Annotated in this window: 5 protein-coding genes; 1 reads left to right on the plus strand and 4 read right to left on the minus strand. The window is 63.3% G+C overall.

All coding sequences use genetic code 11. The features are described from left to right. Positions 1 to 33: 33 nt before the first annotated feature. The 3 genes from AD662_RS16500 to AD662_RS16510 all read right to left on the minus strand — a co-directional run bounded on the left by AD662_RS16500 (position 34) and on the right by AD662_RS16510 (position 2,287). Positions 34 to 783: an HvfC family RiPP maturation protein gene (locus AD662_RS16500; protein WP_053188936.1), complete on the minus strand. Its 750-nt coding sequence runs from the start codon at positions 781 to 783 to the stop codon at positions 34 to 36. Next, positions 776 to 1,621, minus strand: coding sequence for an HvfB family MNIO-type RiPP peptide maturase (locus tag AD662_RS16505; protein ID WP_053188939.1), 846 nt, complete (start codon positions 1,619 to 1,621; stop codon positions 776 to 778). The genes AD662_RS16500 and AD662_RS16505 overlap by 8 nt, the downstream gene beginning before the upstream one ends. Positions 1,622 to 1,900: 279 nt before the next feature. Further along, positions 1,901 to 2,287 carry an HvfA family oxazolone/thioamide-modified RiPP metallophore gene (locus AD662_RS16510; protein WP_053179412.1) on the minus strand — a complete coding sequence of 129 codons (387 nt, stop codon included), beginning with the start codon at positions 2,285 to 2,287 and terminating at the stop codon, positions 1,901 to 1,903. Positions 2,288 to 2,645: 358 nt separating this feature from the next. Here AD662_RS16510 and AD662_RS16515 point away from each other — a divergent pair, with 358 nt between their 5' ends. Beyond that, complete coding sequence (locus AD662_RS16515) at positions 2,646 to 5,219, plus strand: bifunctional diguanylate cyclase/phosphodiesterase (protein WP_053188942.1); 2,574 nt, start codon at positions 2,646 to 2,648, stop codon at positions 5,217 to 5,219. 327 nt (positions 5,220 to 5,546) lie between these two features. Here AD662_RS16515 and AD662_RS16520 read toward each other — a convergent pair whose 3' ends face one another. After that, the gene (locus tag AD662_RS16520; protein ID WP_053188945.1) at positions 5,547 to 17,987 is read right to left on the minus strand and encodes a filamentous hemagglutinin family protein; all 12,441 of its coding nucleotides are present in this window, start codon (positions 17,985 to 17,987) and stop codon (positions 5,547 to 5,549) included. Positions 17,988 to 18,119 lie beyond the last annotated feature (132 nt).

Consider the following 18,119-nt stretch of genomic DNA (forward strand, 5'->3'; position numbering starts at 1 on the left):
CCCTCACAGGGGTTAGCACTTCAAATGGGCAGATTACTGCTGTACGCCAACAACCCCTTCGTCCTGCATCTGCCGCAGCAGCGCCACCGCGCTGTCCATGAACGCGGATGAATCCACCCCCGCCTCCCGCGCCAACGCCAGCAACTGCCCTCGCCCCGCCAACTCGGGATATTCCTCGATACGCTGCAAAAGCCGCCAGGCCAACGGGCTGAGTTCGGAAAAGCGCACAGCAAACCCAGGTGTTCGCCGCACCAGCAGCAGCGTCGGCTGGGCCGGTGGCGTCAAGGGCTGGTAGCTCGGCGCCAGGCGATGCACCGGCCACTGGTACGCCAGCGGCCAGGCCAGGGGCGAGACACGCAGCGACTGGTCGAGCCAGGAGGCCTCGTCAGGTGTCGGCAACGGCTCGGCCTGGGATTGCAGCAGCGCCATCTCGACCCACTCGTAGTGCGCCAGCTCTGCCACGAACGGCGGCCAATCCGGCGACGAGTGAGCAGCGAGGTAACCGACGAATTCCTCGGCGATTTCACCGAACCGGGGGGTGGCACAGCGATGTTCGCGCAGAAAGCGGCGCACGCAGGCACGCCAGTGGTCCTGCCCCAACACGCTCACCAGCACCGGGAAGGTGCCGCTGAGCAACGAGCGCATGTTCTCGAAAATCAGGTCGCGGTACACCTGCGCCCGCACCGCGTCCATGCCGGCCGGGACCGGGCAGTGTTCAGGGTCGCGCAGGTAACGGGTCAGCGCCTGTTGCTGCTGATGCAGTGTCTGCCGGGGCTCAGCCATGGATCACCGCCTGCCGGGTAACGGTCTGGTGTTGCAACTGACGAATGGTCTGCAATTCGCCCACCAGCGCGGCATAGGGCGGGAAGTTGAAGTCCCGTTCGAGCAAGGTCGGCTGTACGCCAAACCGCGCGTAGGCCTGGGCCAGCAGCGCCCAGACCACCGGCTTGACCGGCGCGCCATGGCTGTCGATTTTCAGCGTGTCGGACTCGTCGTAATGCCCGGCCACATGCATCGCGACCACCCGCCCCGGCTCAAGGCCCGCCAGGAATGCCTGGGGATCGAAGCCGTGATTGATCGAGTTGACGTAGACATTGTTGACGTCCAGCAACAGGTCGCAGTCGGCTTCGCGCAACACCGCCCGGGTGAATTCCAGCTCGCTCATTTCCTGATGGGGCGCGGCGTAATAGGAGACGTTTTCCACCGCCAGGCGTCGCCCCAGTACATCCTGGGCCTGACGGATCCGCGCTGCCACGTGATGCACTGCTTCCTCGGTAAAGGGCAGCGGCAACAGGTCATACAAATGCCCTTCATCACCGCAGTAGCTCAAGTGTTCGCTGTACAACGGCACGTCGAAACGCTCAAGAAAAGCGCGCACCTGCCCGAGAAACGTCAGGTCCAGCGGCGCCGGCCCACCCAGGGACAATGACAGGCCATGGCACGTCAACGGATAACGTTCGGCCAGCCAATGCAAGGCGGCGCCATGGGCACCGCCGATTCCGATCCAGTTTTCCGGGGCGACTTCGAGAAAGTCGAAATCCCCGGCCGGCGCCTGGCGCAGCTCATCGAGCAAGGCCCGGCGCAGGCCGAGGCCTGCTGAGGGTTGGGGTAGATTCAACATGACACATCTCCTGGGGAAACGAGATGTGGTGAGCCTCATGAGACGATCAATCGCACGATAGAAAGCCGAACACCCGTGGCTGGGTCTGTAGGAGCTGTGTAGGAGCTGTCGAGCGAAGCGAGGCTGCGATCTTTCCCCAGACACTTGAATCTCAAGTGAAAGATCAAAAGATCGCAGCCTCGCTTCGCTCGACAGCTCCTACATAGACCTAACGGGTTCTTTGTTCGATGCCGCATCAGTGGGCTGGCATCAACTCATCAGGCTCGCCACTGGGGCCAATCAGGACTCGATAGCCGCCCCGCACTTGCCTTCGCCACATTTACCTTCCGCGCTCTTGGTCTGGGCCGACAGGTATTGCTTGGCTTCCGGCAACGAGATACCGCCGTCACGGTTGGCGTCGATCTTGTCGAACTCAGCGGCGCGCTCCGGGGCCGCGGCGATGAACTCATCACGCGAGACCTGGCCGTCGTGGTTGGTGTCGGTCTTGGCGAACTTGTCTTCGCCGCACTTGCCTTCGGCGGGTTTCTTCACGGTATCGGCTGCCGCCAGGGTGTAGCCCTGGGCCAAGTCATTCATGGTCAAGGCCGAAGCCGCCGTGGACAGACCCAGGCCGCCGACCAGGGCCAGGCCGAGTGCAAGGGATGAGTTTCGGGAGAAGTTGAGCATGGGGTATTCCTCGAACGATCAATACGCCAGTCACCCGCACCGAGGCTCGGTGCCGGCTGGCTGGCGTAGTTAATCGTCGGTGTGTATCGGGCCTGTGTCGCCGGCCCGGGTCTTCGTCAAGCCGGTGTATCCAGGGCCGCGCGGTACACACTGCGATACAAACCCGCCTCGGCCACAGGTCCTTGCTCTTGAGCAAGGAAGCTCTGGACAGCGTGTCCCGACGAACCGTTGCATGCCGTCCCACCTGGCGGCAGCTCAGCCAGGCGCACCATTTGTGATCACGACTAAGTAAATCAGCCCGACAGCCGATATAAGACAGGTGCGGGTGAAATCGCTTTTTTGCTGATGACTTATTTCTATGATTGAAAATGCTGGCAATGACTCGACTGTCCTTTCCCCGGGCTCACCAACCCGTAGTTTCACCCGTCGCACTTTCCCGGCCATCATGCTGCTGCTGTTTGTCATGTCTGCACTGGCGATCGCCGTGCTGCTCAACATCACTGGCGCCCAGGACCAGCGCGCCCGTGAACAGAGCCTGTTTTTCGCCCAGCGGGCCATCGAGGGGATCCGCACGGGTATCGGACGGGATCTGAGTGACTACTCCAAGTGGAGCGACGCCTACCGGCACCTGCATGTCGACGTCGACAAGGAATGGGCCTATGACCAGGAAAACGTCGGCAGCAGCGTGTTTTCGCTCTATGGCTACCAGGCGGTGTTTGTCATCGCGCCCAGCGGCAAGACGGTTTATTCGGTAATCGATGGCCAGATGAGTGAGGTCGATGCCGAGACTTGGCTGACCGGCGACTTGCGAGCGCTGTTGAAAAAAGCCAACGCCGCGGAAAATCACGACGAAGTGGTCGTCGAGATGCTGCATCACGAGGACGCCCCTGCGTTTGTCGCCGCGTCCGTCATCACCATCGGCACGGACAGCAGCGTGCCCGAAATCCCCGGCCCGCCCAGCCTGTTGCTCTTCGTCAAGGTCCTTGATTCCGGAGCCCTGGAAAACCTGGCGCGGGACTTCGCCCTGCCCGATGCCCATATCGCCAGGACACCGGGCCCAGCCGATACCGCCCAACTGCTGCTCGACGACCTGACCCTGGAAGCCTTGGCCTGGCGGCCGCAGACCCCGGGCCAGGATCTGCGAAAATTCCTCCTGCCGTTGCTGGCCGTGGCGTTACTGGTGCTGGGGATTCTGGCCCTGACCGTTCTGCGCCATGCCTTGGCCATGCTCCGCGCCCAGGAACACCAGTACGCCAGCCTGCTGGCCCACCGCAAGGCGCTGGAACGCAGTGAAGAACGTTTCCGCGACATTGCCGAAGTGTCCTCCGACTGGTTGTGGGAGGTCGATTCGACCGGCACCCTGACCTATCTGTCGGAGCGCTTCGAACAAGTGACCGGCTTCAGTCCCACGGAGTGGCTGGGCAAACCTCTGCACCGGCTGCTCCACCCCCATGGCGGCTCGATCTCGATTGCCCAATGGCTGCTCGGCGGCGCCAACAGCGTCTCCTCGGTACCGCTGCTGTGCGAGTACACCGCGCGCAACCAGCGCATCCGCACCTGCAAACTCTCGGTGCGAGCTATCGAAGCTGGCACCCTGGGTTTTCGTGGCACCGCCACCGATATCACCGACGAATTGCGCGCACTGGCCGAGATCAAGCACCTTTCCCTGCATGATCCACTGACCGGGCTGGCCAACCGCAACCGCTTGTTCGATTGCCTGCGCGAACACCTGGGCCGAGCCGATCGTCCGCCCCTGGCGCTGCTGAACCTGGACATGGACCGGTTCAAACCAGTCAACGACTCCCTGGGGCATGCCGTGGGCGATAAAGTGCTCAAGGAAGTGGCGCATATCCTCCAGCAAAACGTGCGCGGCACTGATCTGGTGGCCCGCCTGGGCGGTGATGAGTTTGTCATTGTCATGCCCGACCCGGGCGATGCCGGCGATCTCGATCAACTCTGTGAACGGCTGATCGATTGCATGCAACGGCCCATGCACCTGGACGGCAATACTCTCTACCTGGGGGTGAGCATCGGCGTTGCCTGGGCGCAGCCCGGAGACGAACGTGCCGATGAACTGTTGCGCCACGCCGACATCGCGTTGTATGCGGCCAAGGCAGCCGGCCGCAACACCTGGCGCGTGTATGTAGAAGCCATGGGCAACCTGGCCCGCGACCGGCGGCAATACGAACAGCAACTGCGCGACGCCATGCAACGGGATCAACTGGAACTGCGCTACTTGCCTCGCTTCGACGTGAGCGCCGAGCAACTGCACGGTTTCGAAGCCCAGACCTTCTGGCACCACCCCGAGAAAGGTGAATTGGGTGGGGCCGACTTCATACCGGTGGCCGAAACCTCGGGCCAGCTTGAAGAACTGGGCACCTGGATGTTGATCAACGTCTGTGAAGAGGCTGCCACCTGGCCGAGCGCCGTCAACGTCTCCATCGCAGTTTCACCCCGATGGTTCAACAGCAGTTTCCTGCTCAACCAGGTACAGACAGCCCTCGAAGCGAGTGGCCTGGCACCTCAGCGGCTGACCCTGGAAGTGGCTGAAGGGGTGCTGCTGGCCGACCACAAGACCGTCGCCAGCACCCTCCATGCGCTCAAGGACCTCGGCGTGCGGATCAACATCGACAAGTTCGGCACCAGCATCGCCTCCCTGCGCGAGGTACTGGACCAGCCGTTCGATGGCATCCGCTTCGATCGCAACATCCTGACGCAGCTGGGTCTGGAAGATGACAAGGAAGGCGTCCTGGCGATGATCCGCTTGAGCCGCAGTGTAGGGCTGATGGTCACTGCCGAAGGCATCGAAAACGCCCGGCAATTCAGCCAACTGCGCAACGTAGCCTGCGACCATGTCCAGGGCCCCTACTTCGGCGAGGCCCTGGCCCGCTCGGAAATGGCCTCGTTCTTCACCACCCCGAGGTGGTTATAGCCAACCTCTGTGCCAGCCGATCCTCCGCCTTCGCGAGCAGGCTCGCTCCCACAAGGGAGCCGGTGTTGTGCCCGAAACTTGAGGTCACCCAATAACCTTGTGGGAGCGGGCTTGCTCGCGAAGGCGGTGGACCTGCTGGCATATATGTTGGCTGTGCCGACGTCTTCGCGAGCAAGCCCGCTCCCACAGGGGTTCTGCGATGAATGCAAAACTCATGAGCACCCAGGATTTCTGTGGGAGCGAGCCTGCTCGCGAAGGCGGTGGATCAGCCAACATCACTGCCAGCAGAATTACCCCGCCCCAAACAAACTAGCCGGCAACCTCCCCCTACAAACTCAACCGCCCCCGCTCCTCCTCAGTCAACCGCTGGCGGTTCTGTTCGTCCAAAGGCCCTGCGCCCAGTACCTGGACCGGGCTAGCCGGGTCATAGGCCCGAGGCGCTTCGCGGCTGGCGCCGTCGCGTGATGGGGCCAGTTGCTCGGAGCCAAAACTCACCACCTGCACGGTAAACACCGACGCCTGGTTCTGCCGCGCCGCGTTCTGTTGCTGACGCGCCACGTCTTCAGCCGCCTGCGTCGCCGAAGACGCCGCCGAACTGGCCGAGGTAATGGCCCCAGTGTTCACCGAGGCCGCCAGCGGCACGCCGGAGGATTTGCCCTGGGTCTGGATGTTGGCCGCGTTTACCACGGTCAACGCGGCGATGTTGACGTTGCCCGACACCCTGATCCCCGCCTCGCCCGCATCGATGGTGCCCAGCGGCGCGATCAGGTCGATATCCCCCGGCGCCACTTCGGCAATCGGGTTGAGGGTGGCGATACCCGCCCCGGTGCTCGGCACCGATGGCGACAGGGTCACGTTGCCCCAGGTGTCGTACAAACGCTTGGGCGGCGTGTACACCACGGTGGTCTTCGAACCGCGACCGGCGTTGATATCGCCCTGGGCCGACCAGCCGAGAATCGAACCGCCGAAGGTGGTCATGATCCGGCTCTGCCCCAGCAGGATGCTGTTCTGCGCATACAACTGGATATCGCCCTCGCCCTGGGTGATGACCCCGGCGGTGGACGGCGGTGCGCTGCCCTCGATGCCGAACGTCTGCCCGCCGCCCGGGGTGAGCATCTGGATACTGCCGCCGAAATCGGTGTGCACCCCCGCCCCGCCAAACATGGTGATGTCGCCCTTGTAGGTGATCGCGTTGCCCGCCACATCCTTGCTCGGGAACAACCAGTCGATGGCCTCCCGCCCGCGCAGGTAGCTGCCCTGGCGCACGCCGCCCACTTCGTTGTACTCCCGACCACCGGCCTTGAGTTCGGCGAAGTACACATCCCGGGCAAACACCCGCTGCTGCTCCGCCGGCAATGCCGCGAAGAAGCTGCGGGCCTGCTCGGTGTCGCCGCTGAAGCCGAAGCGTTTCTCCAGCCAATCCACCAGCTCAGCCTCGTAGGTCTTGGCGACCTTGCCGTCCTGGTTCGCCAGGGGCACACCGGCCAAGGCCTGGTTCGCCGGGTCGAGATACGCCTTGACGAAGCGCTCGTAATCCGCGCCATTGAGGCCCGCGCCGGCTTGCAGCACCAGGCTCGCGCCGGGGCGGGAATCCCCTGGCACCACCGCGCCGATACTGGTGATGCTGACTTTGTCGTCCATCAGGATATTGCGCCCGGCGGTGATCTCCAGCAGGCCGGGGCCGGCGACGTTGAAGTTGCTGTAGAGGATGTCGCGCCCGGCTGAAACGATGGAGATGTCGGTGGGGTTGTTGTGGATGAAGAGGTTGCCGTTGCTGGTGTAGTTTCCCGCGCCCCCCATGTTGGGGTCCTCATTCAGTGACCCGCCCAGCGGTATGCCGCTGCTGACAATGTCCCGCCCAGCCATCATCCGTACAGGTCCGGCGCCTTCGTATGCGATTCGCCCCGGCCATCTGCCTGTGGAGACTGAGGTCATCGACCGTCCAGTGGCGACTGCCAGCAAGTCACCTTCAAGCGCATAGAAGCGAGCAGGATCGACATTGAGGGCCCATTCACTTGAAGCGCTGCTGGTGTCGAAGGCAAACAGCGGCAATATGTTCGCACTAGGGCGAGCGGGGTTGCCATCGGCTGAGAGATTGCTGGTCTTTATGACGAAACCATCGACGATACCGGCAAAGGCCGGCCTGAACGGTGTAGCCAGGGCTGCAGACGATGCTCCGGAGCGACTGACCGACATATCACCGCCGTAGATGGAATCGCCGGCCATCAATTGCAGCTCACTGTTGATGCCGGGAGCGAGCAGCAGGGCTGGGCGATTGTTGCCGTTGTAGCCTGCGTCATACAGCTCCGAGGACTTCCCGTAATAAAGACTGCCACCGGCTGCCACAGCCCTCAGAATCGACGGATAGACGACCGCCAGATCCGTTGCGGTGCCGAAGGTGAGAGGCGTCAGGTTACCGCCCGACGACCACAAGTCGACCGCAGTATTGGCCGTCCACAGCGTGAACCAGCTGACGCCCGATCCGTTGGTGTTACCGTCCTTGAAGCGTGAGGCACTCATCATCGGCGCCCGCCCCGGATCGGCGACGTCCATCACCACAAGGTCGCCTGAAGTCGTCAGATCGAAGGTAGCATCGCCCGGCATGAGGGTCAGTCCCCCGGTCGCAAACCCTCGTGTGGATTTGAAGGAATCGTAGGCCCGCGTTTCTCCAGGGGACTGTACTGCGACAGCATTGCCGTATTGAAGGTCGATTCGACCGATGGCGCCGCTGTCGATCTGCGCGTGGCCCCGCAGGTTGATGACCGCGCCGTTGAGATGCCCGCTCACGAACAGGCCCTCGGGATTCAAAGCACCACCCACACGCAGGTTGAGGTCGCCGCCGCCGGTCAGTTGCAGGCTGCCATCAGCGCCCACGCGCCCGGTGCTGCCCACGGCAAGCACCAGTCCTTGGCTGCGGCGGTTGCTGCGCGGCTCAAGAAGACTGCCCGCCAGTTGATCGAGTATTCCGGCATCGCCGGCCACTTGGACGTTCAGATCCCCCCCGCCCAGCGTACCGAAACCGGTAAAACCAACCATCAGGTCAGCATTGATAGGATCCTGCGCAGCGGTGTAACTACCAAAGTTGATCCACCAGGCGGACGGTTGTGCCCCGGTACCCGTGGCAACTGAGCCGTTGCCTTGGCGCCACAGCCAGTTACCAACGTTGACCGTGTCGTAACCGGTATCGAATGGGTTGGGCCGCCCATAATTGCTGCTGGAAACATCCATGGCGTTGCCGATCAAGTCACCACCGACCTTCAGGGTCAGGTTACCGCCAGAGTCAGGGTACCAAGCGCGATAGACACTGTTGATGCCGCCGTCCACAAATTGCTCGTTTTCACCTGTTGCGTCATTCAGCACCGTACCTCCTGCCCCCAACGCCTTGGGCTGATTGTACGGATCGCCAGCGTAGGTCGCGCTGGCCGAACTGCCGGCGGTGTAGACCCCATAAAGGGAGTCCATTTTCAGATCATCTGCCGATAGCAACTCAAGGTCTGCCGTGCCAGTGCGAATGACACTCCAGCGTTGGCTGCCCGGCTTATACCCGGGGGGACCATCCTCTTCACAACGAGACGGGTCGTCGATGCACAGATTAGGATCGCCGAACCCAACGAAGTCCACGGGTTGCCCTACCATGCTGGAGTCACCAAAAAACTCCAGCGATCCGGCTTCGGTCCAGACCATATTCGGCACGCCAAATACACCGTAATGACTGTCAGCCAGATGAAGATCGCCACGGGCCGAGGCAGGCTGCACGACCCGGCTGTCCGCCGCCTGTGTATCGGCGCCCGCCACGAGGCGCAACGACCAGGACTGCGAGCCCTCGGCCAACATCGGTGCGATGGCCCAGTTGCTCCCCGCCACTTCCGGACGCAACTGCACCGACTCGACACCGGCCGGCAGCTTGATGTCGGTACCTGAAGGGATTTTCGAACCCACACTCAGTGCCAGGGGACCGCTGAGACGCAGGACGTTGGTCAAGCCATGGGTCGCGTCCGCAATGCCTGGCAAGGCAACGCCTTTGGGCCAGATCAGGCTGCCTATTGTTGCGCTGCTGCCCAGCAAGCTGCCGGCCCCCAGCACTGTTCCTGCCTCAAGAGTCTGAGTCGAAGCCAACAACGTGCCGGCGGCGAACAACAGATTACCGAAGGCGTCATGCACCGCTGCGGCGAGGACCGTGCCCGCCGGCAGCACCATTGGCTGATCGAGTGTCGCGGCGACCGGCAGGCGCGTTCCCGCCGCCAAGGTAGCGCCCTTGAGCGGCACGTCGAAGTTGAGCACCGAGCCCGCCGGAAACGCCGTGTCGTCCGCCAGGGTCACGCCGCTGCCGGGCACGACGATATCGCCCGCCGCGAAATCAATGCCCGGCAACAGCACCCAGCCTTTGTCATCGTTGCTGGCCGGTGGCTGGGCAAACCCGTCGGTGATGCTGCCGTAGATGTTCAAGTCACCGCCGGCCCGTAGGGTCAGGCTAGCGGATTCGCCGGAGCCGTAGATCCCGCTCAGGGCGTTATGCGGATTGAGGCTCTCATAACGATAGCGCGACAGGTCCAGGTCACCCTGGACCACCAGGTCACCGTCGGCCGTCGCACTCACCACCTCCACACCGGGGCGCAGATGCAACACGTCGCGATAGCGGCTGTTGTTCAACCCGGCGAGTTTGCGCTGCAACAGATCGTTGTTGTCGAGGGCGTTAGTGATAAAAGCAGTGTTGTCGTCATGCACATCCTCCAGCCACGCCTGATTGATGACCTGATAAGGCCGACCACTGGCAGCCGGCACGTTAATCAGCGGCGCATCGCTGTATTGCCACATGGCAACCAGCGCGATCGAGCGGGCGCCTTGAATATCCAGCGCACCACTGGCATCGACAGCCACGTCGCCCCCCGACACGCCACCCAATCGTGGTGCGCTGAGTTGCAACGTCCCGCGAGCACGACCGTCATTCAGGCCGGGCGCACTGCCCAGCGCGACCTCGGTGCCGTGGCGCAGGTCGATGCGGGCGCCGTTGCCCAAGGTCAGGAGGCCTTCCCGAGCAGTCAAGTCGACAATGGCGCGGTTCGGCGAGTCGATGATCTTGCCGTAGCTGTCTACCCGCAGGCGCCGACCATGGGCGTCGAGCACAGCACCGCTGCCCAGGGTCAGGGCATTCTTGGCGGCCAGATAAATGCTGCCGACCCGCTCACCGCTGGCGTCCACCGTGCCGTTGACCTGCAGGCTGCCATTGTCCAGGGACACGTTGATGGATGAGGCCTTGAGTTCGTTGCCGATCACCAGGTCGCCTTGCTTGAGCTGGAAGCTGCGAGAGCCGAACACCTGCCCGTCGTTCAACCGTTGGTTCAACGCCGCGAACTGTTCGCTGAGGTTGCCGCTACCGCCCAGGCGCTGGGCCTGGATCTCCACGCCACCGGCCAAGTACGGCATGGCGGTGCCGCCGGCGTCATATTCGCCGGTGCTGCTACCGAGAATTCGTCCCTGCAAATCAACGATCCCGGCGGCCTCGTCCAGAGCCACCGCACTGAGCCGACCGGCCTGGTTGTGTCGGGCCGAGACGTCGATGCTTGAACCATCCGCCTGGCGGATGTTGCCGCTCTGGCTTTGCAGGATCACCTCGCCACCGGCGCTGTAGCGTGTCACATCGTTGAAGGTGACTGCACGGCCCGCCACGTCGATCAGCGCCTCATCGGACAGGGTCAGGTCGTCCGTCGCGCTCAGGGTCAACTTGCCGCTGGGCAGCACCACCGCGCTGGCAAGGTTGAGGCTCGCGCCTTTGATGGACAACTCGCCCCCAAGCCCGGAGACAGCGCCCGGCTTAGCGGTTGTGCCTGTCACATTGACCGCCCCGCCCGCGGTAATGCGGTTGACCGAACCGGCTTCGCCGGTGAGCAACGGTGTGAGGATATTCAGGTTGCCGCCGCTGTAGGCGTAGCCCGTTTTCGCGTCATAGGCCCCTTGGCTTTGATACACCGCCAGGCTGCCTTTGTGGTTGGCCGTCAGGCGCTCGCTGGCGCTGAGGTTGACGTTGGCGAATCCCAAAGCAAGGCGGTTCAGGGTGGTGACCGAGCTAGGCTGGGCGAAGTCACCGTAGCCGAATTCGATGCGCTGGGCCTGGATGTCCAGGCGACCGGCGCCAGTGCCGGCCCCGCCGGCAATCACCGAACCCGGCGCGCCGACAGCGCCGTTCCAGATCAGGTTGGCGGTGCGAATGGTCGCCACGTCGCTGGCACCGCCAGCGCCATAAATGGCCGGTGTGCTGAGCATCAGGTTATTCAGGCGCGACTTGCCTGTTGTCGGGTCAAAGGTGTCGAGACTGACGGTGCCGTAGAAATTCAGCGCCTGACTGGCCGACAGTTCGAGGGTTTCCAGGGCGGGAGCACCGTATTCGGTGTCCCCGCGCAACAGGCGATCGAGCACGGTCTGGCTCAAGGTCAGACCGGCAGGCAGGACCTGGCGCGTCGCCGCGTTGCTCAGGGCCTGGGCGGTGCCGACGTTGATGTTGCTCAGGGCCAGGGTCAGGTGACGGGTGCCGTAGCGCACCTGGTCGTCAAGCTGCAGGCTGCTGCCGGACGCAGCGACGATGCTGCCTTCGGAGTGAATCCGGGTCACGCCGCTGCACGGCGTCAGGCTGCATCCGCCGATGTTGACTGTGCCGCTGGTGCCTGACAGAGGGGCCAATACATTGAGCAAACCATTGGAGACAGCCAGCAAGCTGTAGTTTTGGTTTTGCACATTGAGGTTATAGATAAAACCATCACGAGCATCGTAAGCGGCCTTGCCCCGTCCTATGGTGTTGATGGCGGCGCCTTGCTCCATCAACAGTTCGCCACCATCGGCCAGGAGGAATACCTCAGGCGCCGACAGAGTCGCACCTTCACGCAGCGCGACACTGCGGGACACGTTTTGCGGCGTGATGTAGTTGCCACCTTGGCCATAGAGCACCGAAAACTGGCCGCCGATCACTTGCCGTGAGGCATTCAATGCATTGAGGCTTTCGGCATTGAGGGTCACCCCCTCGAAGCCGGCCGTGGCCCCGCGTCCTTCGGCGACCACCTCCAGCGCGGTACCATTGCTGGCGACCACCGCGACGGTGCCGCCGTATCCCCCGGTCTGAGGCGCGAACTTGCCGATGCCCTTGAAGGAGAAGGCCTGGTCTCCAGCGCCCTTTGCCAGGTTCAACTTCAACGTCTTGGCATCTACCGGCAACAAAGCCCTGGGAACGCCCAAGCGTGCGGCGTCGGCCACGGCAAACTGGGCATAGCTGGTTTCGTTGTATTGCGAGTAGCGACGCAGCACATCTCCCGAGGTCAGGATGACTTGGCTGGACAAACTGTTGCGCTGCCCGGTATTGGCCACCGACAGCACCCCGGCGGCGGTCCACGAACCGTTGCGCATCTGTTGCGCGCCCGTTGTGACCCCTTGCCCCGCCAAACCATTGACCTCGACTCGGAACGCCCCCGGCAGCAAGGCATAGGTGGACGGCATCAGGGTGTAGGTGCCGGCAGCTAGCCCGGGCACACCGGCACCGATGGTGATTTGCTGCCCTACCCTCGGATCCACCGCACCGCCTTCGGCAGCGACCGGCGCATACTGGCTCTGGTTGCCCGGCACGATGGCGTAGACCGGATTGCTGGACAGTCCCGGCAAAGTGAAACCGCCATTGGCACCGATTTGTACCAGCGGGTTGAAGCGCGCATCGGTGGAGCCGCCTCGGCCAGAGATAAAACCGGCGCCGAGCAGCTCACCGCCCCCGGAAAGATCGAGCACCGAGCCTTCCTGGGCTGCCACCGATTTACCGCCGAGAATCACGCCGATATTCAGGTCACCATTGCCGGCAGTCGCTCCTTGCCCTAGCAACACAACCTTCTTTCCAGCGTACTGATAGCTCTGCCCATCGACAGTGCCGCCATAAGGCAGCAACAACCCCAGGCCGCTGACCGAGGTCAGGCTGCCCGGCAACAAGTCTACTCGAGCCGATACACCCGCCAAGCTGTTGTTTGTGCCGATTTCAAGCAACCCCAAAGGTGCACGGACAACACCACCTTGTTCGATCTTGGCGCTACCCAGTTGCAAGCGACCGAACACCGAATAAGGCACTTGAAGTGCTACCTGGGTGGTGCGTCCGATGACCAGGCTACGCGCCGGATCATAGAGAATCATGCCGCTACCGGGTTCAGTGCCCCAGCCATATCCTGCCAATATCCGTGCGCCGACCCCGGTCGCGGGATACAACTGCGCCGCTTGCAAGATCATGTCCGAAGGGGTCAGCAATTGGGTAGTGAAGCCTTCAGGCATACCGCCGCCAGAGAACCCTGCCAGGAATCGTAAATCACCCCGACTGCTTAGCTGGACCCGGTCGAAACCGGCGCGCTCCAGCTCGACGGTAGTGCCGTCGGCCTGCCTCAGCGTGCCTTTGCCGCTAAATATCACACTGCCCTGTACATCCAGCAGGTCTGCGTTAACGGAAAACACTGCCTTGTTTGCCAACAGCGACACACCGCCGCCCTCGACCGCGGGCCGAGTATACCCGTCCATATTCGGTCGAGCGGCCGCAGGCCCGGACAGCAGCACATGGGAGGCATTGAGTTGGACCCGGGTATTGGCTGGCGCATTTGCACTCGGCCCAAAGCTGCGGGCATACAGACTCAGGCTTTGGCCCAGAGACAGTGACACGTCGCCATCGGCGCTCAACAAGCCATTGCTCAACAAGGCAAGGCTGTCGAAGCCGCCCGACTGCACCTGATCCACGCCCAACCGACCGTGACCGTAGACCAGTGAATCCGCCGAGGTTTCGGCTGTGTCGCCCAGCAGGGTCGCCTGGGCGTTTTGCCCCAGCACCAGCTCACGTACTTGCAAGACCCGATCACTGACCGCATCGTTGCGGTAATAGGGCGTTTCCAGGGCTACTGACAAACTGCCGCCTGCCGCCCCTGTGCCACCCGAACGAGCGCTGAAGTCGCCGTCCAGGTACAAACCATTGGCCGATGCCAGGGAAATACTGCCGCCATTGCTCGCCACCGACGTACGTCCCTGGCCGGGAATATCCAGCACGGCCTGGCTGCCGTCCGCTTGCAGACGCGCACCGTCGCGCACCACCACAAACAGTTCGGATGCGGAAGCAGAACCTTTCGCGGCATCGATCTGACCGCCGATGACAATCTGCCCGCCGTCGCGCACCAGGCCGTAGGTCTGGCCGCGCATATCCTGGGCAGTCACGGCGCGACTGGAGACGTCGATCAGCGCCTGTTCGCCGAGCCAAATGGAACGACCGTGGCCCTGGGCATTGACCCCTTCGCCGTCCGCACCCGAGACACTCAACTCGGTGAGACTGACCCGCCCACCCCACGCATTAAGGGTACCGTTGGCAGTCAGTTGACCAATGCTGCGCACATCGATGCCCTGGCCCGGATCGACGCTGATCACGCTACCCTTGCCCAGGTTCAACACCGTGCTCGCCATGTCGGCGGCGCTGGCGTTCGCGGTACCGGCAGTGAGGCTCAGGCTCGCGCCGCGACGCTGGGTCAGGACGCCTTTGATCGCATCTTCCTGGTACAGCTCCGGCGTCCAGCGCTGCAAAGCCTCGGCCGGCTCTGCATCGCTGCCGGTGCTCAACGCCTGCTCGCCAAAACGGTACACCGGCATCGTCACATCGACCCGGGTCCCGTCGGCCACCGTCAGGCCTTCATTACCGGTGATGTCATAGGCCGAGAAGCCTTTGTCGAAGAAGTCACCGCCCAGTTGCAGGGTGCCCGGTTCAAGTGGCGAGCCGCTGTCGCCGATCAGCACTTTATTGGCCGCCAGCTTCAAGGTCCCGCCACCGCTCACCCCGGTGCCGCGCAGTTCACCGTCCAGGCTCAAGTCGCCGCTGCTTGACGACGCATTGGTCGCTGCCGTCAGCGTCAGGTCCCCGCCCTTACCACCGCGGGTCTTGCCATCGGCCATGACCGCGGCGCCGGAGCTGACGTCGATCAGGCTGCCCTGGCGCACATCGATATTGTCGCTGCGCACGACCACGGCACCGCCGTTGATAAACGGCAGGTTCTCGTGATCGTTGCCGTCAAGCAGCAGGTTGCTCCAGCGGCCAGCGGTGTTCAACGTCACGCCCTCGCCCAACGTGACCACAGCACGCTGACCTGTGGCGGGCGAAAGCACGACATCGCCCATCTGGAAATTATCGGTTCTGATCTGTTTAAGCACGTTACCCAAGGCAATGCGACCGCTGCGGGCCGTCAGGTCGGTGTTCACTTCGACCTGCGGTGCATAAAGCGTGATATCGCCGCCATCGGCTACCTTGAGCGCGCCATCGACCTTGATGCCCTCAAGCGCCGCCACCTTGACCGCGCCGAGTTGGAAGCCGTTGAGCAGATCGTTATCCAGAACCAGTTTGCCTTGCCGATCAGTGCCAACCACCGAGGTCAGGTCAAGGCCCGCGGCAATCTTGTCGGCCACCTTGCCGACGGTGACCTGATCGAGCGTGGGGTTCAAGCCGCTGTTGATCACACCGCTGGCCTTGTCATAGATCGGCGTGTAGCTGCCCACCCACAACTGCGCCCGTCGGGCCACGGCGTTTTGCGATTGCTGGTAGCCGTCGAGGTTGAGGTTCGGCGCCTGGGTCTGGCGTTCGCCCTGGTAGACCTCGCCGACAATCTGGCCTTCCAGCACGGCGTTGCGGGTCGACACCACCAGCTTGCCGGCATCGCGACCGACTGTATAACCCGATTCAAAACGCTCGCGCGGAGCAATCAGCGGGTTGTAGTAGTAATCGGTCTGGCCCCAACGTTGGCTGTGGTCTTCGTAGCCCTTGTAGATGCCGGTATAGAGAATGTCTCCCGGCGCCTTGGACAATTCATACAAACGCCCATTGGGACCCTTGAGCCAGGACTGACGCAGGTAGCCGCTCTGCACATCCAGGGTACCGCCAGACAGGTTCAACTGCGCCGCCTGCTGGGTCACCACGTCGTTGCCGGTGAACGTCAGGGTGCCGCCTTGAGCAGCCCATTCACCGGCGCTGTGGCCTCGGGTCCCCAAATAACCGCCGACTTCCAACAGCCCACCCGCCGTGTACCAACGGTCGGTGGCGTAGCCGTTGGTGCCCGCCGGCACGTAAATCAAGTCACGCACGTCCACCCAGACATCGTTGTTGGTCAGTTTTCCGCCCTCGCGGTTGACCGGTGCGTCGCGCTGCTCGTTGCCCTGCACGTTGACCTTGATGGAGTTCGACTCCATTGCCACCTTGACGCCGATGGCGCCGGAGACATCGATCACCGCGCCATCGCGCACCAGGCTGCGACCGGCGGCGCTGACCGCGACCTGGCCGCCGGTGGCCAGGGTGATGGAGCCGTTCTGGAAGTCGACGCTGCCGCCACTGACGATCTCGACCCGCGACTGATCGCTGCGGTCGACCACGCTGCTGAGGTTGTTGAACTGGCCGGTGATCAGGTTGTTCGGCGTGCCATCCAGGCCGGCCGGTCCGGCATTGCGCTGGCTGTCCAGAGCACTGCCGCCCGCGGCGTCGAGCAGCACCGCCGTGGCGCTGCCCTGCCCCAGGGTCACGCTACCGCTGCTGTCGCTGAAGGCGTTGAGCAGGTGCACGGTGCCACGGGTGTCCACTGAACTGGTGGCGACGGCCACGCCGTTCTGCTGCACATTGTGCCCAGTAAGGGTGATGTCGCCGGTGCTGGCCTGGATCAGGCCGCTGTTGATCACCGTGCCGGCGCTGCTGCCCGGTTTGAGGGATGTCGCGACCTCGTTGCCGCGGGTGGTGGATCGCAGGTTGCCGCTGGTGCCCTGACCACGCCGGATGTAGAAGCTGTCGCCCGCCGCCAGGGTGGTCTGGCCCTTGGCGGTGATGATGGAACCGGCGTTCTCCACTTCGCTACCCAGCAGCAAGGCATAGCCGCCCCCGGCCGTGGAAGTGGCGGCACGGTGGGTTTCGATCAACGCGCCCTGCTGCACTTCGACCTTGCCCGCCGCGTCAGTGAAGGTCGGCTGGGTGCCAGTGGCATCGACGAACAAGCCGCGGTTGCTGAATTGCTCATCGCTGATGTTGGCCGCCACCGCCGCCAGGTTACGCACGTTGACCTGGCTGCTGCCGCTGAAAATGATGCCGTTGCGGTTGACCAGCATCACCGTGCCGTTGCCCTTGATCTGGCCCTGGATCTGGCTTGGTCGCGCTTGAGGGTCGTTGACCCGGTTGAGCACGGCCCAGTCCGACTGCTGCTGGAAATCCACCGTGGTATTGCGCCCGACGTTGAAGGTTTCCCAGTTGAGAATCGCCTTGTCGGCGGTCTGTTCGATCTTCACCGTGGTCTTGCCACCGGCCTGGGTCTGCTGCGGCCCCTTGGCGTTGAGCCAGCCCTGGGTCAGGCTGTTATCGACCTTGAGCCCGCCCTCGCCCAAGCCGTCAGGCACGACCTGTACCTGACCGAGCGCGGCTTGCCGTCCGGCGGCCTGGGCCGCCTGCTGGGCGGCGATGGCGGCCACGGTGTTGTTGAGGTTGGTCAACGAACGCTGCAACTGCGCATTGGCCCGTTGCTGCTGCGCCAGGGGCGGCGGCATGCCTGGCTGCGCCGTCGTGGGCCGCGCCGCGCCACCGGCCTGGGACGCACCCTTGGCGGCAAACCAGGCCGAACTGAACGCCGTCGCCGCCTGGGCATTGCCGGCCACCATCAGCAGGGCAATGGCCTGGGCCAGTGGCTTGAGCCGCAACATCGACAACTCGCCATCGCGACGTGGAGCATTCAGGTTCGTCTGGGGTTTGCAGCGCAGCATCCTACTCATCCTTTCGGGTTCGCTTTAAGGGGTCGCAACGCAGTGCTGTCAGGCTGCCAGCGTTGGTTATAGGGGATAGGCGGTTACAGCCGCTCGGGACCGAACGGTTGTCATGAAAATTTCATGGGGCTG

This window comes from Pseudomonas kilonensis, from assembly GCF_001269885.1.
GTDB classification, from domain to species: domain Bacteria; phylum Pseudomonadota; class Gammaproteobacteria; order Pseudomonadales; family Pseudomonadaceae; genus Aquipseudomonas; species Aquipseudomonas kilonensis.